General features: G+C 70.0%; 18 protein-coding genes and 1 tRNA gene. 10 read left to right on the forward strand and 9 right to left on the reverse strand.

All coding sequences use genetic code 11. The features are described from left to right. Positions 1-62 precede the first annotated feature (62 nt). From HUT18_RS05425 to HUT18_RS05450, 6 genes are all read left to right on the forward strand, one after another. Positions 63-536 (forward strand): PaaI family thioesterase, encoded by a 474-nt coding sequence (locus HUT18_RS05425; protein WP_176098300.1) that lies wholly within the window; start codon positions 63-65, stop codon positions 534-536. Between the two features lie 683 nt (positions 537-1219). Next, a complete protein-coding gene (locus HUT18_RS05430; RefSeq protein WP_176104302.1) occupies positions 1220-2452 on the forward strand; it encodes a branched-chain amino acid ABC transporter substrate-binding protein in 1233 nt (410 codons plus the stop codon). A gap of 157 nt (positions 2453-2609) precedes the next feature. Further along, positions 2610-3539 carry a branched-chain amino acid ABC transporter permease gene (locus HUT18_RS05435; RefSeq protein ID WP_176098302.1) on the forward strand — a complete coding sequence of 310 codons (930 nt, stop codon included), beginning with the start codon at positions 2610-2612 and terminating at the stop codon, positions 3537-3539. A gap of 5 nt (positions 3540-3544) precedes the next feature. Further along, positions 3545-5347: a branched-chain amino acid ABC transporter permease gene (locus HUT18_RS05440; RefSeq protein ID WP_176098303.1), complete on the forward strand. Its 1803-nt coding sequence runs from the start codon at positions 3545-3547 to the stop codon at positions 5345-5347. 2 nt (positions 5348-5349) lie between these two features. After that, positions 5350-6318, forward strand: a complete 969-nt coding sequence (locus HUT18_RS05445) for an ABC transporter ATP-binding protein (protein WP_176098305.1) — start codon at positions 5350-5352, stop codon at positions 6316-6318. Then, on the forward strand, positions 6315-7031 hold the full coding sequence (locus tag HUT18_RS05450; RefSeq protein ID WP_176098307.1) for an ABC transporter ATP-binding protein: 717 nt from the start codon (positions 6315-6317) through the stop codon (positions 7029-7031). The genes HUT18_RS05445 and HUT18_RS05450 overlap by 4 nt, the downstream gene beginning before the upstream one ends. Before the next feature lie 126 nt (positions 7032-7157). Here the strand turns inward: HUT18_RS05450 and HUT18_RS05455 are convergent, their stop codons facing one another. Next, on the reverse strand, positions 7158-7811 hold the full coding sequence (locus HUT18_RS05455; RefSeq protein ID WP_176098309.1) for an ANTAR domain-containing response regulator: 654 nt from the start codon (positions 7809-7811) through the stop codon (positions 7158-7160). Between the two features lie 99 nt (positions 7812-7910). Here HUT18_RS05455 and HUT18_RS05460 point away from each other — a divergent pair. Both HUT18_RS05460 and HUT18_RS05465 read left to right on the forward strand, forming a co-directional pair. Next, a tRNA-Leu gene (locus HUT18_RS05460) sits at positions 7911-7985 on the forward strand. A gap of 110 nt (positions 7986-8095) precedes the next feature. Next, positions 8096-8869 (forward strand): helix-turn-helix domain-containing protein, encoded by a 774-nt coding sequence (locus HUT18_RS05465; protein ID WP_176098311.1) that lies wholly within the window; start codon positions 8096-8098, stop codon positions 8867-8869. A gap of 29 nt (positions 8870-8898) precedes the next feature. On the opposite strand, the gene pyk is transcribed toward HUT18_RS05465, so the two are convergent. Beyond that, a complete protein-coding gene (gene pyk, locus HUT18_RS05470) occupies positions 8899-10341 on the reverse strand; it encodes a pyruvate kinase (RefSeq protein WP_176098313.1) in 1443 nt (480 codons plus the stop codon). 739 nt (positions 10342-11080) lie between these two features. Between pyk and HUT18_RS05475 the strand changes: the two genes are divergently transcribed. After that, on the forward strand, positions 11081-11734 hold the full coding sequence (locus HUT18_RS05475) for a MarR family winged helix-turn-helix transcriptional regulator (RefSeq protein WP_254878435.1): 654 nt from the start codon (positions 11081-11083) through the stop codon (positions 11732-11734). Between the two features lie 67 nt (positions 11735-11801). On the opposite strand, the gene HUT18_RS05480 is transcribed toward HUT18_RS05475, so the two are convergent. From HUT18_RS05480 to HUT18_RS05505, 6 genes are all read right to left on the reverse strand, one after another. After that, positions 11802-13256, reverse strand: coding sequence for a lysine N(6)-hydroxylase/L-ornithine N(5)-oxygenase family protein (locus HUT18_RS05480; protein ID WP_176098315.1), 1455 nt, complete (start codon positions 13254-13256; stop codon positions 11802-11804). Next, positions 13253-14572 carry an aminotransferase class V-fold PLP-dependent enzyme gene (locus HUT18_RS05485; protein ID WP_176104304.1) on the reverse strand — a complete coding sequence of 440 codons (1320 nt, stop codon included), beginning with the start codon at positions 14570-14572 and terminating at the stop codon, positions 13253-13255. The genes HUT18_RS05480 and HUT18_RS05485 overlap by 4 nt, the downstream gene beginning before the upstream one ends. 627 nt (positions 14573-15199) lie before the next feature. After that, positions 15200-17686, reverse strand: coding sequence for an aminopeptidase N (pepN, locus tag HUT18_RS05490; protein WP_176098317.1), 2487 nt, complete (start codon positions 17684-17686; stop codon positions 15200-15202). 112 nt (positions 17687-17798) lie between these two features. Further along, positions 17799-18434 carry a two-component system response regulator gene (locus HUT18_RS05495; RefSeq protein ID WP_217710464.1) on the reverse strand — a complete coding sequence of 212 codons (636 nt, stop codon included), beginning with the start codon at positions 18432-18434 and terminating at the stop codon, positions 17799-17801. 369 nt (positions 18435-18803) lie between these two features. After that, positions 18804-19196 (reverse strand): chorismate mutase, encoded by a 393-nt coding sequence (locus tag HUT18_RS05500; protein WP_254878436.1) that lies wholly within the window; start codon positions 19194-19196, stop codon positions 18804-18806. A gap of 11 nt (positions 19197-19207) precedes the next feature. Next, positions 19208-20119: an AraC family transcriptional regulator gene (locus HUT18_RS05505; protein WP_176098319.1), complete on the reverse strand. Its 912-nt coding sequence runs from the start codon at positions 20117-20119 to the stop codon at positions 19208-19210. Positions 20120-20313: 194 nt separating this feature from the next. Between HUT18_RS05505 and HUT18_RS05510 the strand changes: the two genes are divergently transcribed. Then, positions 20314-22137 carry a beta-galactosidase family protein gene (locus HUT18_RS05510; protein WP_176098321.1) on the forward strand — a complete coding sequence of 608 codons (1824 nt, stop codon included), beginning with the start codon at positions 20314-20316 and terminating at the stop codon, positions 22135-22137. Positions 22138-22308: 171 nt separating this feature from the next. Here the strand turns inward: HUT18_RS05510 and HUT18_RS05515 are convergent, their stop codons facing one another. Further along, the gene (locus HUT18_RS05515) at positions 22309-23067 is read right to left on the reverse strand and encodes a MerR family transcriptional regulator (protein WP_176098323.1); all 759 of its coding nucleotides are present in this window, start codon (positions 23065-23067) and stop codon (positions 22309-22311) included. Positions 23068-23253: the final 186 nt, after the last annotated feature.

The following is a 23253-nucleotide window of genomic DNA, read 5'->3' on the forward strand; positions in this document are numbered from 1 at the left end:
GCATCCCTGCCCCCGCGGCGCCGGGCGGCGCCTGTCCCCACCACGAACGGAGGCGGCCCCCCATGGGCGAGCAGAACCGAGTGAAGTTCCCGCAAGAGGTCATCGACGAGTACGCCTCGCACGGCATCGACCTGCCCGCCCTGTTCTCGGCGGGCGCTCTCGGCATCCGGATGGGCATCGAGATCCGGGAGGCCTCCGCCGAGCGCGTGGTGGGCACCATGCCGGTCGAGGGCAACACCCAGCCTTACGGGCTGCTGCACGGCGGCGCCTCGGCCGTGCTCGCGGAAACCCTCGGCTCCATCGCCGCGATGATGCACGGCGGCATCCACAAGATCGCGGTCGGCGTCGACCTCAACTGCACCCACCACCGCGGCCTGCGCAGCGGGCTTGTCACCGGGGTCGCCACGCCGCTGCACCGCGGGCGCTCGACCGCCACGTACGACATCGCGATCAGCGACGAGGAGGGCCGGCGGGTGTGCAGCGCGCGGCTGACCTGTCTGCTGCGTGACGGCGGCGTGGCACCGGAAAAGGCCTGAAAGGCTATTGAGCCCCTTACCCACATCACGGAAGCACAACGGGCGAGCCCCGGAAAATGGCGCAGAAAGGCGCGGACCACGGCAGGTCCGCGCCTTCGTCGTTCCACAATCGAACCCCCGCTCGGCGCACATACGAAGATCTTTAGGGGCTTTCACACCCTGTTTCACAGGTCGATAAACGAACACCATGTCCGCTGAGAAATTACCTGCATGGGACACGGACTTCCGGCGCCGCGCACCACGATTTCGACCCCGCCGCACCGGAAAGATCACGAAAAGCCGAGGCCGGACCGCTATTCGTCACACTCGGTAACTCAGCTGCAATGTGCACCAGTTGACGCCTCCGGCCCCACCCGCCACACACCCCCGGCACCCATCAGTACCAAAACGCAAAACAGCCCTGTACAAGGCGAACGCGCGGCCGGAGGTGCGCATTCTCAAAATGCGGACGATCGGCAAAGTCCGGCAAAACGGCCGAGAATCCCCCGCCCAGAAGCGCGCATTCCAACGCGGCATAACAAGAAAGTCACAGCATGCCCTTTGCCGCTCCCCAGCACCCCTGATACAGGCTTAGAGTCACGGCCAGTCACCGCTCCAACGGGAGTTCGGTACCAACGCGGCACCAAACCGTCCGACCAAAGACGACGTGCCTGCGGAAAGGACTGATTGTGCGCCAGCGTTCTCTGCTGATCCTTACCACCGTGCTCACCACCGGAGCGCTCACCCTCACCGCCTGCGGTTCGCGCGACGACGACGGCGACAAGTCCGGCGACGGCAACGCCACCACGCTCACCATCGGCGTCGACGCCCCCCTGTCCGGTGAGAACTCCGCAACCGGCCTCGGCATCCAGTACGGCGTCAAGATCGCCGTCGACGACGCCAACGCCAAGAACCTCGTCCCCGGCGTCAAGTTCGAGCTCGACGCCCGCGACGACAAGGCCCAGCCCGCCACCGGCCAGCAGAACGCCTCCGCCCTCATCGGCGACAAGAGCGTCGTCGGCCTCGTCGGCCCGCTCAACTCCGGCGTCGCGCAGTCCATGCAGCAGACGCTCAACGCCGCCAACATGGTGCAGATCTCGCCCTCCAACACGGCCCCCGAGCTCACCCAGGGCAAGAACTGGCAGTCCGGCGACAAGAAGCGCCCCTACGCCTCGTACTTCCGCACCGCCACCACCGACGCCAACCAGGGTGGCTTCGCCGCGGCCTACGCGTACAACGACCTGAAGAAGAAGAAGGTCTTCGTCGTCGACGACAAGCAGGCCTACGGCGCCGGCCTCGCGAAGATCTTCAAGCAGCAGTTCACCAAGCTCGGCGGCAAGGCGGTCGGCACCGACCACGTCAACACCGGCGACAAGGACTTCGGCGCCCTCGTCACCCAGATCAAGAACTCCAAGGCCGACCTGGTCTACTACGGCGGCCAGTACGACGAGTCGCAGCTGATCACCAAGCAGCTCAAGGAAGCCGGCGCCAAGATCCCGCTCATGGGCGGCGACGGCATGTTCAGCGACACCTACATCAAGACCGCCGGCAAGGCCTCCGAAGGCGACCTCGTCACCTCCGTCGGCGTCCCCGCCGACACCCTGCCCAGCGCCCAGGACTTCATCAAGACCTACAAGGCCAAGGGCTACAAGGGCGACTACGGCACCTACGGCGGCTACTCCTACGACGCCGCCACCGCCATCATCAAGGCCGTCGGCGCCGTCAAGGAAGCCAACGGCGGCGAACTGCCCAGCGGCGACGACCTGCGCAAGAAGGTCCTCGAAGCCGTCGGCAAGACCAACTTCGAAGGCATCACCGGCACCATCTCCTTCGACGAGTACGGCGACACCACCAACAAGCAGCTGACCGTCTACCAGGTCACCAAGGGTGCCTGGAAGGCCGTCAAGACCGACGAGTACAAGGGCGAAGCCAACTAAGGCCCCCCGCCCACAACGCACAACCTCCCGGGCCGCGCGGCAGGACGACCCCCACCGCGCGGCCCGACCCATAGGAAGCACCACCCGGTAATCGAACCTCGCTGAGAGGTCACCGGACACCCCTGCACACTTCCACCGAAACAATGGAGGCCACGCGGTGAACACCCTGCCGCAGCAGCTGGCCAACGGGCTGCTCCTGGGCTCGATGTACGGGCTCATCGCCATCGGCTACACGATGGTGTACGGCATCGTCCAGCTCATCAACTTCGCCCACGGCGAGATCTTCATGACCGGCGGCTTCGGCGCGCTCACCGTGTACCTGATCCTCCCCGACGGCATCAACATCTGGGTCGCACTGCCCCTGATGCTCATCGGCGGCGGACTCGTCGCCGTCCTCATAGCCGTCGGAGCCGAACGCTTCGCCTACCGACCACTACGCGGCGCACCACGCCTGGCACCCCTCATCACCGCCATCGGCCTCTCCCTGGCCCTCCAGGAAGCCGTACGCAACTTCTACCCCCAGGCCGACAAGCCCCGTGTCTTCCCCGAACTCGGCTCGAAGACCTACGAAATCGGCGACGTCACCTTCAAGAACGCCGACCTCTTCCTCGTCGCCGCCGCCGCCCTGTGCATGACCGCACTGGCCATCTTCGTCCGCCGCAGCCGCACCGGACGCGCCATGCAGGCCACCGCCCAGGACCCCGACACCGCGCAGCTCATGGGCATCGACACCAGCCGCATCATCGTCATCGCCTTCGCCATCGGCGGCTTCTTCGCCGCCGTCGCCGCCGTCGCCTACGGCGCCAAATACGGCCACGTCGAATACCGCATGGGCTTCCTCATGGGCCTCAAAGCCTTCACCGCGGCCGTACTCGGCGGCATCGGCAACATCTACGGAGCCATGGTCGGCGGCCTCGTCCTCGGCATCGCCGAAGTCCTCGCCAGCGCCTACATCGACGGCATCCCCGGCATGAGCGAACTCGGCGGCTCCAGCTGGGCCAACGTCTGGGCCTTCTGCCTCCTCATCCTCGTCCTCCTGGTAAGGCCACAAGGCCTACTGGGCGAACGCGTCGCGGACAGGGCGTGATCGACATGACCGAGACCACCACGGCCACCGCCGCCACCAAGACGCGCCCCACCACCCTTATCCCGCTGCCCGCCGGCGCGGCACGCCCCCTCGCCCTCGCGGGCGCCGTCGCCACCATCGCCTCCACCTTCCTCGCCTGGACGTGGACCGACGCCTTCCCCGGCGACCTCACCATCTACGCCTACCCCGGCGGCCTGCAGTGGATGACCCTGCTCGCCGGAATCCTCGTCGGCCTCTACGCACTCGCCGACTACGACATCCCGGGCCTGCGCTGGCTCAACCCCGGCCGCAGCAACGCCCCGCTCACCCTCGCCGCCCTCGGCTCCTTCGCCGTCACCTGGTTCACCGTCCTGGCCATCGCCATCACCCTCGGCGGCCTCGTCAACCTCGAACCCGGCGCCTACGTAGCAGCCGTCGCCAGCCTCCTGCCCGTCCTCGCCGTCCTCGGCCTCCCCCAGGACCGCGACGACAACCAGAGCGCCAAGGAAGCACTCCACGCCCGCATCGCCAAGCCCGACCGCATCCCCGCGGGCACGCCCCTGAACGGCTGGCTCGAACGCGGCATCATCACCCTGATCGCCGTCCTCGGCCTGTACGTCTTCACCTACGGCATCGAAACCCCCGCCGACGAAGGCGAAACCTTCATCGGCTACCTCATCCTCGTCATCTTCGCCGCCTGGGCCCTGCACACGGCGGGACTCCTCGACCGGCTCTCCCGGATCACCACCGACAACCGGGCCTTCACCCTCGCGATCGGCTTCGCCGCCGCCATCGCCTTCCCCTTCACCCAGAGCGACGACCACTACGCCAACCTCGGCGTCAACATCCTCATCTTCGGAACCGTCGCCCTCGGCCTCAACATCGTCGTCGGCCTCGCCGGCCTCCTCGACCTCGGATACGTCGCCTTCCTCGGCGTCGGCGCCTACACCGCGGCCCTCGTCTCCGGATCCGAGTTCAGCCGCTTCTCCGGCGTCCAGTTCCCCTTCTGGGCCGCCGCCCTCAGCGGCGCCGCCGCAAGCCTCGTCTTCGGCGTCCTCATCGGCGCACCCACCCTGCGCCTGCGCGGCGACTACCTCGCCATCGTCACCCTCGGCTTCGGAGAAATCTTCCGCATCGCCGTCAACAACATGGACGGCGCCTCCGGACCCAACATCACCGGCGGCCCCAACGGCATCTCCTCCATCCCCGACCTCGACTTCCTCGGGTTCAACTTCGGAGAAAGCCACACCATCGCCGGATTCGAACTCGGCAGGTTCGCCAACTACTACCTGCTGATGGTCTTCATCATGGCCATCGTCGTCCTCGTCTACACCCGCGCCAGCGACAGCCGCATCGGCCGCAGCTGGATCGCCATCCGCGAAGACGAAACCGCCGCCACCGCCATGGGCATCAACGGCTTCCGCGTCAAACTCATCGCCTTCGCCCTCGGCGCCAGCCTCGCCGGACTCGCCGGCACCGTCAGCGCCCACGTCACCTACAGCGTGGTCCCCACGCCGTACCAGTTCGCCGGCTCCACCCCGCCCAACTCCGCGTTCCTCCTCGCCGCCGTCGTCCTCGGCGGCATGGGAACCGTCAGCGGGCCCCTGCTCGGCGCCGCACTGCTCTACCTCATCCCCGAAAAGCTCACGTTCCTCCAGAACAAGAGCCTGCTCGTCTTCGGCATCGCCCTGGTCGTCCTCATGCGCTTCCGCCCCGAAGGCATCATCGCCGACCGCCGCCGCCAACTCGAGTTCCACGACACCGGCCAACAGGACACACCCACCACCAAACTCGTCACCGACACCACCCTCAGCAAGGCGGGGGCATAACCATGACCACAGCTCCCACCAAGGACACCCGCACCACCGTCCTGCAAGCCACCGGCGTCACCATGCGCTTCGGCGGACTCACCGCCGTCAAAAGCGTCGACCTCACCGTCAACAGCGGCGAGATCGTCGGCCTCATCGGCCCCAACGGCGCAGGCAAAACCACCTTCTTCAACTGCCTCACCGGCCTCTACGTGCCCACCGAAGGCACCGTCGCCTACAAAGGCACCGTCCTGCCGCCCAAGCCCCACCTCGTCACCAAGGCAGGCATCGCCCGCACCTTCCAAAACATCCGGCTCTTCGCCAACATGACCGTCCTGGAAAACGTGCTCGTCGGCCGCCACACCCGCACCAAAGAGGGCCTGTGGTCAGCCCTCCTGCGCGGCCCCGGCTTCAAGAAAGCCGAACGCGAAAGCGAAGAACGCGCCATGGAACTCCTCGAGTTCATCGGCCTCGCCCACAAACGCGACCACCTCGCGCGCAACCTCCCCTACGGCGAACAGCGCAAGCTCGAAATCGCCCGCGCCCTCGCCAGCGAACCCGGCCTGCTCCTCCTCGACGAGCCCACCGCAGGCATGAACCCGCAGGAGACCCGCGCCACCGAGGAACTCGTCTTCGCCATCCGCGACCAAGGCATCGCCGTCCTCGTCATCGAGCACGACATGCGCTTCATCTTCAACCTCTGCGACCGCGTCTCCGTCCTCGTCCAGGGCGAAAAACTCGTCGAAGGCACCAGCGACGTCGTCCAGAGCGACGAACGCGTCGTCGCCGCCTACCTCGGCACCCCCTTCGAAGGCGCCCCCGAAGACGAAGCCCTCGCCGAAGTCGAAGCCGCCGAAGCCGCGGCCGACGACACCGCCACCGAGGCAGAGAGCACCACCGGCAAGGACACCACCAAGAACACCGGCACCACCAGCAAGGCCGCAAGCGCCGGCACCACAGGCGAAAACGGCACCGAAGGAGACAACCAGTGACCGCACTGCTCGAGGTCGAAGACCTCAAGGTCGCCTACGGCAAAATCGAAGCCGTCAAAGGCATCTCCTTCACCGTCGAAGCCGGCCAGGTCGTCACCCTCATCGGCACCAACGGCGCCGGAAAGACAACCACACTGCGCACCCTCTCCGGGCTCCTCAAGCCCACCAGCGGAAAAATCGTCTTCGACGGCAAACCCCTCAAAGGCATCCCCGCCCACAAAATCGTCGCCCTCGGACTCGCCCACTCCCCCGAAGGCCGACACATCTTCCCCCGGCTCTCCATCGCCGAAAACCTCCAACTCGGCGCCTTCCTCCGCAAGGACACCGAAGGCATCGCCAAAGACATCCAGCGCGCCTACGACCTCTTCCCCATCCTCGGAGAACGCCGCAAACAAGCGGCAGGCACCCTCTCCGGCGGCGAACAGCAAATGCTCGCCATGGGCCGCGCCCTCATGTCACAACCCAAACTGCTCATGCTCGACGAACCCTCCATGGGCCTCTCGCCGATCATGATGCAGAAAATCATGGCCACCATCGCCGAACTCAAATCCCAGGGCACCACCATCCTGCTCGTCGAGCAGAACGCCCAGGCCGCCCTCTCCCTGGCCGACCAGGGCCACGTCATGGAAATCGGCAAAATCGCCGTCTCCGGCACCGGCCAGGACCTCCTCACCGACGAATCCGTACGCAAGGCCTACCTCGGCGAGGACTGAACAACCGCACCACCACGGACACACGACAGTGGCCCGCCTCCCCACACGGGAAGGCGGGCCACTGCGCCGTTACGAGAACACCCGCTCCGGGACCTCACCCGGCCACCGCGGGCCCCAACAAGGCGCCTACTGACCGCCCTTGGCCTTCTTCTCCTCGGAATCCTGAATCACGGCCTCCGCCACCTGCCGCATCGACAGACGACGATCCATCGACGTCTTCTGAACCCAACGGAACGCCGCCGGCTCCGACAGCCCGTACTCCGTCTGCAGAATCGACTTCGCCCGGTCCACCAGCTTCCGCGTCTCCAGACGCTGCGAAAGGTCCGCGACCTCCGCCTCCAGCGTCCGCAGCTCCGTGAACCGCGACACCGCCATCTCGATCGCCGGAACCACATCCGACTTGCTGAACGGCTTCACCAAGTACGCCATCGCACCCGCGTCCCGCGCCCGCTCCACCAGGTCCCGCTGCGAGAACGCCGTCAGCATCAGCACCGGCGCGATCGAGTCCGCGGCGATCTGCTCGGCCGCCGAGATCCCGTCCAGGACCGGCATCTTCACGTCCAGAATCACCAGATCCGGACGGTGCTCACGGGCCAGGGCCACCGCCGTCTCACCGTCACCGGCCTCACCGACGACGGTGTACCCCTCCTCCTCGAGCATCTCCCTCAGGTCGAGACGGATCAGCGCCTCGTCCTCGGCGATGACGACACGTGTGGTCAGCGGAGGCACATGCGACTTGTCGTCGTCGTTCACGGGCTGGGGCGACTCGGGGGAGGTCACGGGGGCTCCTTGGTGCTGGCAGGAACTGCTGCCCATGAGGGTACCCAGCTGCGGTATGGTGGTCGGGCAGCAGGTCACGGGAAACCTTCGATTCTGCGGGCCCCGGTAGTCCAATTGGTCAGAGACAATGGATTCAAAACCCATCCAGTGTCGGTTCGAGTCCGACTCGGGGCACTTTTCCTTGGATTCCAAGGTTGCAAGTCATTAGCGCGTTGATCACTCCTTCGTGGGTAGATCACCGGCCGACGCACTGAACTGTGCGACCCCGTTTCACTCTCGACCGTATGTACGACGTCGAAACACGGGCCCGGGCAATGGCGCTCGTCCACGCCGGTAGCAGCCTCAGTTCGGTCAGCCGCCAGACCGGGATCTCCCGTTCCACCCTTCGCGCCTGGATGTCCGACAGTTCGATCCGGCTGCGCAACGCACTCCCCTGCCCCCGGTGCCGCACCAGCCCGGGATTACCGGACGACGGCGCCGCCTACACGTATCTCCTGGGCCTGTATCTGGGCGACGGCCACATCAGCGAGCACCGCAGAGGCGTGACGGCGCTCCGCGTGATCTGCGGCAACGCCTGGCCCGGACTCATCGAGCGATGCGCCGCAGCGATCCGGGCCGTACGGCCGGACAACAGGGTTTGCCTGGTCCGGCGCGACGGCTGCGTCGCCGTGACCTCGTACAGCAAGCACTGGCCCTGCCTCTTTCCGCAGCACGGGCCCGGCAAGAAACACGACCGGGAGATCCGGCTCGAACAGTGGCAGCGGGCCCTGGTCGCGGCCCACCCCTGGGAGCTTGTTCGCGGCCTCGTCCACTCCGACGGCTGCCGCATCACCAACTGGACCGAGCGCGAGGTCGGCGGTGTTCGTAAGAGGTACGAGTACCCCCGCTACTTCTTCACCAACAAGTCCGCCGACATCATGCGCCTCTTCACGGACACACTCGATGCCCTGGGCGTCGAGTGGAAGTCCCTGCGGCAGACCCGGCACGCGCCCACGGTGTCCGTCGCCCGCAAGGGCTCGGTCGCCCTCATGGACACCCACATCGGCCCCAAGTACTGACACGGGACGCCGAGTTGACCCACCCCGCCCTACGCGCCGCCGTCCTCCTCCCCGATGTGATGCACACGTACGAGGTTGGTGGCCCCCGGGACGCCGGGGGGTGAGCCCGCGGTGATCACCACGATGTCGCCCGGCTTGCAGAGGCCGAGGTGGAGGAGTTGTTCGTCGACCTGGCGGACCATCGCGTCGGTGGAGTCGGCGTGGGGGCCGAGCAGGGTGCGTACGCCCCAGCTGAGGCCGAGTTGGGCGCGGGTGGCGGGGTCGGGGGTGAAGGCGATCAGGGGGATGGGTGAGCGGTAGCGGGAGAGTCGGCGGACGGTGTCGCCGGTCTGGGTGAAGGCGACGAGGTATTTGGCGTGGAGGAAGTCGCCGATTTCGGCGGCGGCGCGGGCGACGGCGCCGCCTTGGGTGCGGGGTTTGCTGTTTTCGGTGAGGGGTGGGAGTCCTTTGGCGAGGAGGGTTTCTTCGGCGGAGGTGATGATGCGGCTCATGGTTTTGACGGTTTGGGTGGGGAAGCGTCCGATGCTGGTTTCGGCGGAGAGCATGAGGGCGTCGGCTCCGTCGATGACGGCGTTGGCGACGTCGCTGGCTTCGGCGCGGGTGGGGCGGGGGTTGTCGATCATCGAGTCGAGCATTTGGGTGGCGACGATGACGGGTTTGGCATTGCGCTTTGCGAGTTTGATGGCGCGTTTTTGGACGAGGGGGACTTGTTCCAGGGGCATTTCGACGCCGAGGTCGCCGCGGGCGATAAGGATTCCGTCGAAGGCGGCGATGATGTCGTCGATGTGGTCGGGGTGGACGGATTGGGGTTTTTCGAGTTTGGCGAGTACGGGGAGGGTGCGGCCTTCTTCGCGCATGATGCGGTGGACGTGGTCGATGTCGTCGCCGGTGCGGACGAAGGAGAGGGCGATGAGGTCGCAGCCGGTGCGGATGGCCCAGCGGAGGTCGGCTTCGTCCTTGGTGGAGAGGGTGGGGACGGTGAGGGGGGTGCCGGGGAGGTTGAGGGCTTTGTGGTCGGAGACGATGCCGCCGTCGGTGACGAGGGTGTGGATGTGGGGGCCGTCGATTTCGGTGACTTGGAGGGTGACGTTGCCGTGGTCGACGAGGATGTGGTCGCCGCGGTGGAGGTCGCCCGCGAGGTGGGGGTGGGTGGTGCCGCAGCGGTGCTGGTCGCCGGGGGTGTGGGGTTCGGCGCTGAGGGTGAAGGTGTCGCCGCGTTCGAGGAGTACGGGGCCGTGGGTGAAGGTGCCGAGGCGGATTTTGGGGCCTTGGAGGTCGGCGAGGATGCCGAGGCTGTGGCCGGTTTCGTCGGCGGCTTTGCGGGCGTGGTGGTAGCGCTGTTCGTGGTCGGCGCGGGAGCCGTGGCTGAGGTTGAGCCGGGCGATGTTCATTCCGGCTTCGGTGAGGGCTTTGATCTGGTCGTAGGTGTCGGTGGCGGGACCCAGGGTGCAGACGATTTTCGCTCGGCGCATGGGGCGACCCTATGGCTTACTTGCGGGTAGTCGTTTCTTTGGATGTGTCTGTTCAACTGCTGCTGAATGAAGGGTTGTTGACGGGTTTTCCTTTGTGAGCGGGGCTGCTCTTCTGAGCGCTTCGCTTTGCTGTGCGGTGGGTTTGTTTTCGTTGTTCTGACGGGTGTTTGAGGGTGCGGCCGGATTCGGTGGCGAGTTGTTTTCGTTGTGCTCGTTCGTGGCGGGGTGCGCTCCGATGCTCGGTTTCTTTGGTGCGGGCGAGGCGCCCAGGGGGAAGCGCCGGGGGAAGTGGCGCAGGAAGTGGTGGGGTTGGGTGGTGCGAGGGGGTTATGCGGAGGGGGTGGAGTGGGCCAGAATCTACGCGCGTTGTCCTTGCCGGATACGGGTGCGCGTGAGGCGTGTCCGTGTGAAGTGCCGGTGCTCTGGGGTGGGTTGGAGTGCCGGTGGTGAACTCGGCGTCCGGAGGCGGGTTGTGGGGCCCGCTCCGCGGACGCCGGGGTGGGGTGGTTGGCCGCGACCGGCGGAGCAGTTCCGTCGGTCGCGGCCCTTTTTGTGCGTGCGGGCGGGCGCGAGGCCGCGTCGGCTTCGGTGCGCCGGGGGGCGGTCGCGTGAGGTTGTCCCGGTGCGGGCACGGGAGGCAGGGCCCCGGTATAGCCTTGGCAAAGGGCGGGTAATGTCGCTTGCTCAAGCCGGGTACGGACGGGTCGTGCGAGGGGCCGCCGGGCGTCCGGGAGGAACCGTGGAGGGGTGGCGGGGCATGGGCCACGAGGGTTCGGTGGCGGCCGAGGAGGCCGAGGAGTTGGCGCTGGCGGTCCTTGCGGTGTCGCGCCTGTTCACGGCGGCGTCACTGCGGTCGTTGGCGTCGGTGGACGACTCGCTGACCTTGCCGCAGCTCCGGTCGCTGGTGGTCCTCGACCGCGGCGGCCCGATGAAGCTGGCCTCGCTGGCCGCCGCGTTGGGAGTGATCCCGTCGACGGCCTTGCGGATGGTGGAGCGCCTGGAGGCGCAGCAGTTGGCGCGCCGGGTGCCCAATCCGGGGAACCGTCGTGAGGTGGTGCTGCAGATGAGTGCGCGGGGCCGGGCGGTGGTGGACGAGGTGATGCGGCGTCGCAATGCGGAGTTGTGCGCGTTGGTGGAGCACCTTCCGCCGGATCGCCGCCCGGCTCTGGTGGCGTCGTTGCGCGCGCTGGCCGCCGGTGTGGAAGGCACGGTGGAGGGACCGGACGGTGCGCTCGAAGCGGCGGGCGGTTCCGGCGAGGCGCACGCGGGCGGTTCCGGCGACGCGAACCCGGGCGGCTCCGGCGGCGACGCGTACGAGCAAGTGCGCCGTGTGGGCGGGCTGGTGGACGATCCGCTGGATCCGACCTTGGCGGGCGGGATGCCGTCGGAGTAACGCTTTCGCGTCTCGGTCTTGGGGGCGTGCGCGTGTGGTTCACGCGTACGCCCCCTTCTTCGTGTGCTCAGCCGCTGCTCGGGGTGGCGGGCCGCGGAGTGGTGGCGCGGCGCGGCTGGGCCGTGGTCGTTTCGCTCGCGGGGGTGCGCTGTTGGAGCCCGAAGGTGGTGAAGGCGGTGCGCTCCGGGAGGGGGTAGGGGGTGGTGCCGGTGAGGGTGTTGAGGATGGTGGCGCTGCGCCAGGCGGCGAGGCCGAGGTCGGGGGCACCGACGCCGTGGGTGTGGCGTTCGGCGTTCTGTACGTAGATGGTGCTGCCGGTGGCGGTGAGGGCGGGGTCCAGGACGAGCCGGTAGTGCTCGTCGATGGCGAGGCGGCCTTCGGTGTCGCGGGTGAGGTGGGGTTCGAGGGCGACGAGGAGGGGGTCCAGGGGGCGTTCGTGGTAGCCGGTGGCGAGGACGACGGCGTCGGTGGTGTGGCGGCTGCGGGTGTTCTGGCGGGTGTGTTCGAGGTGGAGTTCGATGCGTCCGTCGCCGATGCGGCCCGCGGTGCGGACGGTGACGCCGGGGGTGAGGGTGGCGTCGGGCCAGGTGTTGCCGAGGGTGCGGCGGTAGAGCTCGTCGTGGATGGCGGCGAGGGTTTCGGCGTCGATGCCTTTGTGGAGCTGCCATTGGCGGGGCAGCAGGTCGTCGCGGGCGGCTTGGGGCAGGTGGTGGAAGTAGCGGGTGTAGTCGGGGGTGAAGTGTTCGAGGCCGAGTTTTGAGTACTCCATGGGCGCGAAGGCCTCGGTGCGGGCGAGCCAGTGGAGTTGTTCGCAGCCGGCGGGACGTCGTCTGAGGAGGTCGAGGAAGATCTCGGCGCCGGACTGCCCGGATCCGACGACGGTGACGTGGCCCGCGGCGAGGAGGCGGTCGCGGTGCTGGAGGTAGTCGGCGGAGTGCAGGACGAGGGTGCCGGGGGCATCGGCGAGGGGGCGCAGCGGCTGGGGGACGTGGGGTGCGGTGCCGATGCCGAGGGCGAGGTTCTTGGCGTGGGTGCGGCCGAGGGCTTCGGCTTCGCCATGGGGGTCGATACGGGTGTAGTCGATTTCGAAGTGGGCGTGTTCGCTGTCCCAGCGGACGGCGTCGATCTGGTGGCCGTAGTGGAGGTTGCCGAGGTTGTCGCTGACCCAGCGGCAGTAGGCGTCGTACTCGGTGCGGTCGGTGTGGAAGCGCTCGGCGAAGTAGAAGGGGAAGAGGCGGTCGTGGCCGCGGAGGTAGTTGAGGAAGCTCCAGTCGCTGGTGGGGTCGGCGAGGGTGACGAGGTCGGCGAGGAAGGGGACTTGGAGGGTGGTGCCTTCGATGAGGAGGCCGGGGTGCCAGTGGAAGGCGGGTCTTTGTTCGTAGAAGGCGGTGTCGAGGGTGGTGAGGGGGGCGGCGAGGGCGGCGAGTGACAGGTTGAACGGGCCGATGCCGATGCCGACGAGGTCGTGTGGGGTGCCGGGGCGGCCGGTGGGCTGGGTGGGGATGGTGGTGGGCGTGCTCATCGGGGGAGGTGTCCTTCCACCAGTTTGAGGAGTGCGGCGAGGTCGCCCGGCTGGGTGTGGGGGTTGAGGAGGGTGGCCTTGAGCCAGCGCCGTCCTTGGTGTTGGGCGCGGCCGAGTACGGCGTGGCCGTCGGCGAGCAGGCGCCTGCGGACGTCGGCGAGGGTGTGGTCGTCGGTGCCGGTGGGGCGGAACAGGACGGTGCTGATGACGGGTTCGGCGCCGAGTTCGAAGCGGGGGTGGGTCTCGACGAGGCGGGCGAGTTCGCGGGCCTGGGCGCAGACGTGGTCGGTGAGCCGGCCGAGTCCTTCGCGGCCGAGGGCCTGGAGGGTGACGGCGATCTTGAGGATGTCGGGGCGTCGGGTGGTGCGCAGGGAGCGGCCGAGCAGGTCGGGGATTCCGGCTTGGGTGTCGTCGTCGGGGTTGAGGTAGTCGGCGCGGTGGTCGAGGGCGCTGAGTTCGCCCGGGTCGCGGGCGGTGAGGAGTCCGGCGGCGACGGGTTGCCAGCCGAGTTTGTGGAGGTCGATGGCGGTGGTGTGGGCGCGGTCGAGTCCGGTGAGGAGGTGGCGGTAGGTGTCGCTGAGCAGGAGGGTGCCGCCGTAGGCGGCGTCGATGTGGAGGCGGGCGCCGTGGTGTTCGGTGAGGTCGGCGATGCGGGTGAGCGGGTCGATGAGTCCGGCGTCGGTGGTTCCGGCGGTGGCGGCGACGAGGACGTTGGGGTGTCCGGCGAGGCGGCGCAGGGTGGCGTCGAGGGCGCTGGTGTCGAGGGTGCCGTCGGGGGCGGGCACGGTCAGGGGCGGCGGCTGGCCGAGGAGCCAGGCGGCGCGGTGCAGCGAGTGGTGGGCGTTGGTGCCGCACACCAACTGGACGGTTCCTGGGCGTAGTTCGCGGGCGAGGAGGACGGCGAGCTGGTTGGCCTCGGTGGCGCCGGTGGTGACCAGGGCGTCGGCGCCGGGGTGGACTTCGGCGGCGAGGGCGGTGGTGAGGAGGGCTTCGAGGGCGGAGGCGGCGGGTGCCTGGTCCCAGGAGTCCATGGAGGGGTTGAGTGCCGCGGCGGCGAGGTCGGCGGCGGTGGCGACGGCGAGCGGCGGGCAGTGCAGGTGGGCGGCGCACAGCGGGTCGGCGGGGTCGGCGGCGCCTTCGCTGAGGGTGGTGACGAGGCGGCGCAGGGCGTCGTGGCTGCCGGTGCCCTGCTGGGGCAGTGGGGTGCCGAGGGCCTGGCTGACGCGGCCGGCGACGGCCGCGGGCCCGCCGGCGGGCAGGGGGCCGCCGCGGTTGAGGGCGCCCTGGTGCAGTGCGTCGAGGACGGTGTCGAGCATCGGGCGCAGGTTGGTGGGGCCCGCGGTGCCTCCGGCGAGTGCCCCGGCGGGTGGCGTCTGCCCGTCGAGGAGCGGTGTGCGGTCGGTGTGCTGCGGGCCTCCTGTCTGCTCCGGGAGCTGGGCGGAGCGTGCCGGGCGTCGCGTGGGGGCAGTTGCTGCCTGCCGGGGCGCCAGGGGCGGCGGGGTGCTCAAGGGCGGGTCCTTCGGGTGTGGTCGGGCAGAGGTGACCAAGCCTGGGACACGCGGTGGTGCGTACGGCGTCAAGCGGCGGGATGCGACCCGAAAGGGGGACGAGGGGTGTGGGTGTACGCCTGGGATGGGTCTCGATCGCCGCTTGCCGTAAGGGAGTTGGGGGTGGGCGGGGGCTTCGTACGGGGGAAGGGCGGGTACGGCGGCGGCTCAGTACGGAGAAGAGCCGCGTACGGGCGACGGCTTGTGGAGAGGCCCGGGTACGGGCGACGGCGTATGGCGAAGGACCGCGCAGGGACGTCGGCGTACGGACATGGGTGCGGCCCGTCGCGGAACCCCCTGGGGGAAGTTCCGTGACGGGCCGCGGTGGTCCCGGTGTGGTGCTGGGGCAGCGGTGGTGGACGGTGTGGTGTCGCCCGGCTGCCCGCTGTCGGAGGGCTATGCCTCGCGTACGCGCAGGGCGCGGCGGAGGTCGTCGAGGCCGTCGATGAGTTGGCGGCGCAGGGCGGGGGTGAGGTCGGCCTCGGTGAGGCAGGTCTCGGTGAGGCGGACGGTTTCGGGGTCGATGGCGTGGGCGGGGAAGGCGTAGCGTCCGGCGGCCCCGGCGATGGCGGGGCCGCGGCGGGCGGCGACCGGGGGTGCGTCGGTGAAGTAGCGGGGGACGTAGGAGGCGAGGAGCGCGGCCTGTTCGGGCTGCCAGAAGCCCTGGGCGGTGGCGCTGAACAGGTAGTTGGACAGGTCGTCGGTGTCGAACATGGCCTGCCAGGCGGCCTGTTTCGCGAGCGGGTCGGGCAGGGCGGCGCGGCAGCGGGCGGCGCCTTCCTGGCCGGTGGCGCTGGGGTCCTGGACGAGTTCGGCCTCGATGACGGCGTCGTCGACGGCGCCGAGTACGCACAGGCGGCCGAGGATGCGCCAGCGCAGTTCGGGGTCGAGTTCCGGGCCGCCGGGGACGCTGCCGGAGTCGTACCAGTCGCGGATGATGTCGGGCTGGGTCGCGGCGTCCACGTAGTGGCGTACGGCGAGCAGCCTGAGGCCGGGGTCGCGGCCGGTTTCGGTGCGGCGCAGCAGGTCGCGGCAGAGTTCGCTGAGGGTGACGAGGGCGGCGGGGCGGTCCTCGGCGGGCAGGTAGCGGTCGGCGAGGAGGCGGGTGAACTCCAGGACGCCGCCGACGACGGCGAGGTCGGTTTCGCGTGGGAGGTGGGTGCGGGCGGCGGTCAGGAAGGCGGTGGGGGCGAGTGCGCCGTCGCGTACGGCGTCGCGCAGGCCGTTCCAGACGACGGCGCGGGTGAGCGCGTCGGGGAGCCCCGCGAGGGTGGAGGTGACGGTGGCCGCCGAGGCCGCGTCGAAGCGGATCTTGGCGTAGGTGTGGTCGCCGTCGTTGAGGACGACGAGGTCGGGGGCGGGGCCGAGCGGGCGGGGCTCGCCGGGCAGGTCGAGGTCGAAGCGTTCGCGCAGGGCGAGGTGGCCGGGGTCGGCCGGGTCGCGGTCGTAGACGCCGACGCCGATGCGGTGCGGGCGGCTGCCCTGGTGGCCGACGGTGAGGTGGGTGGTGCGGGCGTCGACGGTGTCGAGCGTGGTGGTGAGGGTGTCGACGCCGGTGGTGCGCAGCCAGGCGTCGGCCCAGGCGTGGACGTCGCGGTCGGTGTGTCCGGCGAGGGAGTCGATGAAGTCGGCGAGGGTGGCGTTGGCGAACTTGTGGCGGGCGAAGTGGGTGTTGATGCCTGCCAGGAAGTCCTTCTCGCCGAGCCAGTGGACGAGTTGGCGCAGCGCGGAGGCGCCCTTGGCGTAGGAGATTCCGTCGAAGTTGAGCAGGGCGGAGTCGGTGTCGTCGACGGCTTCGGGGGCGACGGGGTGGGTGGAGGGCCGCTGGTCGGCGTCGTAGCCCCAGGGCTTGCGGCCGATGGCGAAGTCGGTCCAGGTGCCGGTGAAGCGGGTGACTTCGGAGAGGACCTGGTAGCCCATGTACTCGGCGAAGGACTCGTTCAGCCAGATGTCGTCCCACCAGCGCAGGGTGACCAGGTCGCCGAACCACATGTGGGCCATCTCGTGGGCGATGACCATGCCGCGGGTCTGGCGTTCGACGTCGGTGACGGCGGAGCGGTAGATGAACTCGTCGCGGAACAGGACGAGTCCGGGGTTCTCCATGGCGCCGGCGTTGAACTCGGGGACGAACGCCTGGTCGTAGGAGTCGAAGGGGTAGGGCTCGTCGAACTTCTCGTGGTAGCGGTCGTAGCAGGCGCGGGTGATCTCGAAGAGTTCGTCGGTGTCCGCTTCGAGGTGGGGTGCCATCGAGCGGCGGCAGTGCAGGCCGAAGGGGATGCCCTGGTGTTCGGTGTGGACGGAGTGCCAGGGTCCGGCGGCGAGTGCGATGAGGTAGGTCGGCAGGGGCAGGGTGGGGGCGGCCTGCCAGTGGCCCTTGCCCTCGCGTTCGGTGCGTTCGGCGCGGGTGTTGGTCAGGACGGTCCAGGCGGCGGGCGCGTGGACGCTCACCTCGAAGACGGCCTTGAGGTCGGGCTGGTCGAAGGCGGCGAAGACGCGCTGGACGTCTTCGAGGAAGAGCTGGGTGTAGACGTAGGTCTCGCCGTCGGCGGGGTCGGTGAAGCGGTGCAGTCCTTCGCCGGTGTGCGAGTAGCGCATGGCGGCGTCGACGACGAGTTCGTGTTCGCCCGCGGTGAGTGCGGTCAGCGGCAGGCGGTTGCCGTCCAGCAGGGCGACGTCCAGGGGGTTGCCGTCGAGGGTGACTTTGCGCAGGTCGGCGGGCTTGATCTCGACGAAGGTGTCCGCGTCCGAGCGCGCGGTGAAGCGGATGACGGTGTGGGAGTCGAATGTTTCCTCGCCGCTGTCGAGATCCAGCTCGATCGTGTAGCGGTGGACGTCGAGGAGTTGAGCTCGGGTCTGCGCTTCGTCGCGCGTCAGTACGGACATGGTGGCCATGCTGCCCGATGGCACAGGCCGGAGAACAGGGGGTTTGCGGGAACGGGATGCCCGGTGGGGTCCGGGCGGGCTCGCGGTTCGCGGTGTGCGGGCGGCGCCGGTCTCAGCGGTGGGGGGCGTGGTCGGGCCGGGCGGGGATCTCGGGCGCGGCCGGGGGCCCGGGCTCGGGCGCGGGCTCCGGCTCGTACGCGGGTGTCTCGCGCTGGGTGGGGACGCGGCGGGTGTCGGCTCCGGCGGGCGGTGTCTCGGTGGCCGGTGCGGCGGGGGGCTGCGGGGTGCGGCGGCGGGGCGGCCGGGTGGGGCGGGTGGCCGGGGCGGAGCGCAGTTCGCGCAGCTGGGCTTCGAGGGCCTGGGTGCGCCGGTGGGCCTCGAAGAGGTAGCGGACCTTGGTGCGCAGGGCCAGCGGGTCGATGGGTTTGAGCACCAGGTCGGCGACGCCCAGTTCGTAGGCGATGGCGGTGAGTTCGCTGTCCGGGCCGAAGCCAGTGAGGAGCAGGACGGGGATGTACTGGGTCTGTTCGAGGCGGCGTAAGTAGCGCACCACGTCGAGTCCGCTGACGCCGGGCATCCGTACGTCCAGGACGAGCAGGCCGATGTTGCCGCGCAGGACGTGCTTGAGCGCGTCGTCGCCGTTGCTCGCGCTGACGACGCGGTAGCCGAGCGGGGCGAGGGCACATTCCAGCGCGTACCGCGTGTCCTCGTGGTCGTCGACGATCAGGATGCTCGCTTGAGTCGGCATGGCCCGAGGTCCCCTCGTTTGGGCGGCCAGCTTATGCCGGACTGACGGTGAGTGGGAGAGCACTCAGCGTAGGATGCCCGATTTCCGTTGCCGCGCCGAGGGGGTGTGAGGGTGAAGGCGTGCGCACCGGGGCCGGGTACGCACCGAGTGCCCCAGTCCGGGGGGTGTGCGCAGCGCCGGGTTGACGTTGCCGCGCGGCCGGGGCTTCGGGCGGGCGGCGCGGTGGAACGGGCGTGTGGTCAGGGGCAGTTGGCCGGTTCGTGTGGGGCGGGGTACGCGGCTCGGGGCGCGACCGGGCGGGCCGGGGCGCAGGTCCGTGGCCGGGAGGTTCAGGTGCTTGCCGGACGGTTCAGATGCCCGCCGAGCGATTCAGGTGCCCGCCGGGCGGTGGCCGTGCCGGTCGGATTCGGCGTCGGCGATCTGCTCGTGGTGGCGGATGACCTCGGCGACGATGAAGCCGAGGAGCTTCTCGGCGAAGGCCGGGTCGAGTTTCGCGGTCTCGGCGAGCTGGCGCAGCCGGGCGATCTGGCGGGCCTCACGGGCCGGGTCGGCGGGCGGCAGGTGGTGGGCGGCCTTGAGGTGGCCGACCTGCTGGGTGCACTTGAAGCGTTCGGCGAGCATGTGCACGACGGCGGCGTCGATGTTGTCGATGCTGTCGCGCAGCCGGGCCAGCTCGGCCCGCGCGCTGCTGTCGGGGCCCTCGGCGGCGTCGCTGACGGCCCCGGCGGCGGGTGCGCCCTGTCTCGGCTCGGGGGAGGTCATGGCCCGACACCCTACGTGCCCTGCCCACTGCCGGCCGCCTCGTCCGGTTGCTGGACCAGCGGCGGGTCGTCCGGGTCGGGCACCTCGTTGCTCCAGCCGCCGGGCACGCTGCGGCCCTGCTGGTCGCGGAAGCGGACCGGGGCCATCCCGACTCGGCGGGTGAACAGCCGGGAGAAGTACGCCGGGTCGTCGTAGCCGACGCGCCGCGCGACGGCGGCCACGGGCAGGTCGGTGGCGGCCAGGAGTTCCTTGGCGCGGCCGAGCCGGATGCCCAGGAGGTAGTCCTTGGGGCTGCAGCCCGCGCCGCGCCGTACGGCGGTGCGCAGTTCGGCGGGGGTCATGCCGTGCCGGGCCGCGTGCTCGGCGACCGACAGCGGGCGGCAGGCGTCCTTGGCGAGCGCGGCGAGCACCGGGTCGGCGTCCGGGCCGAGGTCGGCGCGGGCCCTGCGCAGCGCGACCAGGAGTTCGTGGACGCTGGCTGCGGTCTCCACCTCCAGGAGCGGGTTGTCGCGGCGGGCGGCGCGGGCCAGCCGGCCGACGACGTCCCGGGCGGGCCCGGCGTCGGACAGCGGCACCACGGGGCGGCCGGGCTCGATGTAGCCGAGTTCGGTGTACGTGGCGGTGGCGGCGCCGGTGAAGTCGACGAAGCACTCGTCCCAGCCGGTGTCGGCATCGGGTGCGTAGTGGTGCCGGGTGCCCGGGGTGAGCCAGAGCAGCGCGGGCGCGACCACCTCGGTGCGGCGGCCGTCCTCGCCCTCGAACCAGCCGCGTCCGGAACTGATCACGACGGCGACGTGGTGGTCCAGGGTGCGCGGGCCGACGGTGGGCAGGGTGCCGTGCTGGAGGCCGACGCCCAGGCAGACCAGACCGAGCCGGTGGTGTACCGGGCTCGGGGTGAGATACCGCATCCAGGTGTGGTACATCCGCTTCGGTCCTCAGTGGTGCGGGGGCGGTCCTTCGGCCCGGGGCCGCCCCGGTGGACCCTCCGCCCGGTCACGGACCGGCGGCGGTACTCCGGGAACGGGCAGCGGAATCCAATGCCGTCCGATCTTTGTCCATGGACCCTACGCCGGGTGCGGGTGAAGGTGTGCTGGCAGATGCTAGCGAAAGGCGCCAGATGCACGAGTTCACGGTGGGCGACAACGATTTCGCACTGGACGGGCGGCCACTGCGGCTGCTGTCCGGCGCCCTCCACTACTTCCGGGTGCACGAACAGCAGTGGGAGCACCGGCTGTCGATGCTGCGGGCCATGGGCCTGAACTGTGTCGAGACCTATGTGCCGTGGAACCTGCACGAGCCACGGCCCGGTGAGTTCCACGACCCAGGGGCGCTCGGACGGTTCCTGGACGCCGCGCGCGAGGCCGGGCTGTGGGCGATCGTGCGGCCGGGCCCGTACATCTGCGCCGAGTGGGAGAACGGCGGCCTGCCGCACTGGCTGACCGGGCCGCTCGGCCCGCGCGTGCGCACCCGTGACGCCGCCTTCCTGGCCGCCGTCGAGCGCTGGTTCGCCCAGCTCCTTCCGCAGGTCGTCGAGCGGCAGGTGGACCGCGGCGGTCCGGTCCTGATGGTGCAGGTGGAGAACGAGTACGGCTCCTACGGCTCGGACGCCCGCTACCTGGAGCACCTGCGGGCCCTGCTCGTCGAACTCGGCGTGGGCGTGCCGCTGTTCACCTCCGACGGTCCCGAGGACCACATGCTCACCGGCGGCAGCGTCCCCGGGGTGCTGGCCACGGCCAACTTCGGCTCCGGCGCCCGCGAAGGCTTCGCCACGCTGCGCCGCCACCGCCCGGGCGGGCCGCTGATGTGCATGGAGTTCTGGTGCGGCTGGTTCGACCACTGGGGCGCCCGGCATGTCGTACGCGACCCCGAGGACGCGGCGAACGCACTGCGGGAGATCCTCGAGTGCGGGGCCTCGGTGAACCTGTACATGGCGCACGGCGGCACCAACTTCGGCGGCTGGGCGGGCGCGAACCGCTCCGGCGAGTTGCACGACGGGACGCTCGAACCCGACGTCACCTCCTACGACTACGACGCGCCCATCGACGAGTTCGGCCGCCCCACCCCGAAGTTCCATGCCTTCCGTGAGGTGCTCGCCGCCTACGCGGACGGGGAGCTGCCGCCGCTGCCGCCGCAGCCGCCCGCGCTGGGCGAACCGGTGACCGCCACCGCCGACGGCTGGGTGCCGCTGGCCGGGGTGCTCGACGCGCTCGGCGGCCCGGAGACCGAGCACGCGGTGCCGCCCACCTTCGAGGAACTCGACGTGGACCGGGGCCTGGTCCGCTACGCGCTGCGGGTGCCCGGACCGCGCCGGCCGTATCCGCTGAGCGTGCGCGGGCTGCGCGACCGTGCGGTGGTACAGGTCGACGGCCGCCCCGCCGGTGTGCTCACCGAGGAGGACGGTGTCCTCGCCGAACCGGTCGCCGGTCCCGCCGAGGTCACCCTGTGGGTGGAGTCCCTGGGCCGCGTCAACTACGGCCCGCGCACCGGCGAACCCAAGGGCATCACCGGCGGCATCCGGCACGAGCGGCAGTTCCTGCACGGGGTACGGGCCCGTGGCCTGCGCCTGGACGCCTTCGACGCGGCGGAGCGGGTACGGGCGCTGCCCTTCGAGGCGCTTCCGGCGGCGGACGCCGGGACGGGGGCTGCGGCGGATACGGGAGCGGATGCGCGTACGGATTCGGGTGCGGGTGCGGGTGCGGATGCGCGTACGGCCGGGCTGTACCGGGTGCGGCTCACGGTGCGCGGCGCGGGTGACGCCTCGCTGCGGCTGCCGGGCTGGACGCGCGGCTTCGTCTGGGTCAACGGCTTCTGCCTGGGCCGCTACTGGGAACTGGGCCCGCAGGAGGAGCTGTTCGTGCCGGGGCCGGTGCTGACCGAGGGCGAGTGCGAGGTGTGGGTGCTCGAACTGGAGGGCGCCGGGGAGGTCGTGGAGCTGCGCTGAGGGGGGTCCGGCCCCGGGGCCGGGACAGGTACGGGTGGCCGTGCTCGGTCGGGGGGCCGAGCACGGTCACTTTTGTGTTCGGCCCGAGAGGGGCGGGCACCGGTGGCGCCCGCCGTGACACGGCGCGACCGCCGCCGAGGGACCGGACCCACGACGGCGGTTGCGCCTGTCTCAGTTCAGCCGGGTGGTGGCGTAGGCCTCGATGGCGTCGCGCTGGTACGCGGCCAGGCCGGGAACGATGGCCTCGTACGCGGCGCGCCACGTCTGGTTGTCGACGAGGGAACGTCCGATGGCCCGGTACTCCTCGGCGGAGACAGCGCGCAGTCCGGTCAGTGCCCGGTACTGGGCGTCGACTTCGCTCTGGACCGGGTCGGCGTCGGCCGGATGGCCCGCGGCCATGAGTTCGGCCAGCCGGATCATCTGCGCGGTGCGCTCACGGTGCGCGGCGTCGGCGTCGGCCTGGCTCATCGCATCGGCACGGCGTCCGACCGCCTCGGCGAGTTCGGGGAAGTCGCGCATGTTCTCCTCGTACTGCGCGGGCGTCACGCCCTCGAAGAGGTTCTCCGGTCGGTTGATGGTCATGGGGTTGCCGTCCTTCCTGGACCGCTCCAGTTCGGCGATGGTGCGGGAAACCGTGCCGGCCAGTGCGTCGAGCCGGTCCCGTTCCGCGAGGAGGCGCTGATGGTGGCTGCGCAGGGCATCCACCTCGTCGACCTGCTCGGACAGGATCCGGCCGATCTCCGGCAGCCCGACGCCCAACGCCCGCAGCACGAGGATCTGTTGCAACCGCAGGAGCTGGCGCTCCCCGTAGTGGCGGCGCCCGCCGACACCGACCCGGGCCGGTGGCAGCAGGCCGGTCTCGTCGTAGTGGCGCAGGGTCCGGGCGGTAACGCCCGACATCCGGGCCACCTCCGCGATCGGCCAGTCCATCACGACTCCTGCACGTGTGTCGCCGGGCCGGTGTCTCCGGCCCTAATCACGACGGTAGGAGCTGCCGCAACGGCAACTTCAACCCCCGGGGCCCAGGATCCTCCCTCGCGTACTCCCCGGGTGAGCCGGGCCCCATCGGTGTGTGCGCGTGTGTGGCCGGGGACCGGCCGGGTTGCGGGCCGGCCG

The organism is Streptomyces sp. NA04227, from assembly GCF_013364195.1.
Taxonomy (GTDB): Bacteria; Actinomycetota; Actinomycetes; order Streptomycetales; family Streptomycetaceae; genus Streptomyces.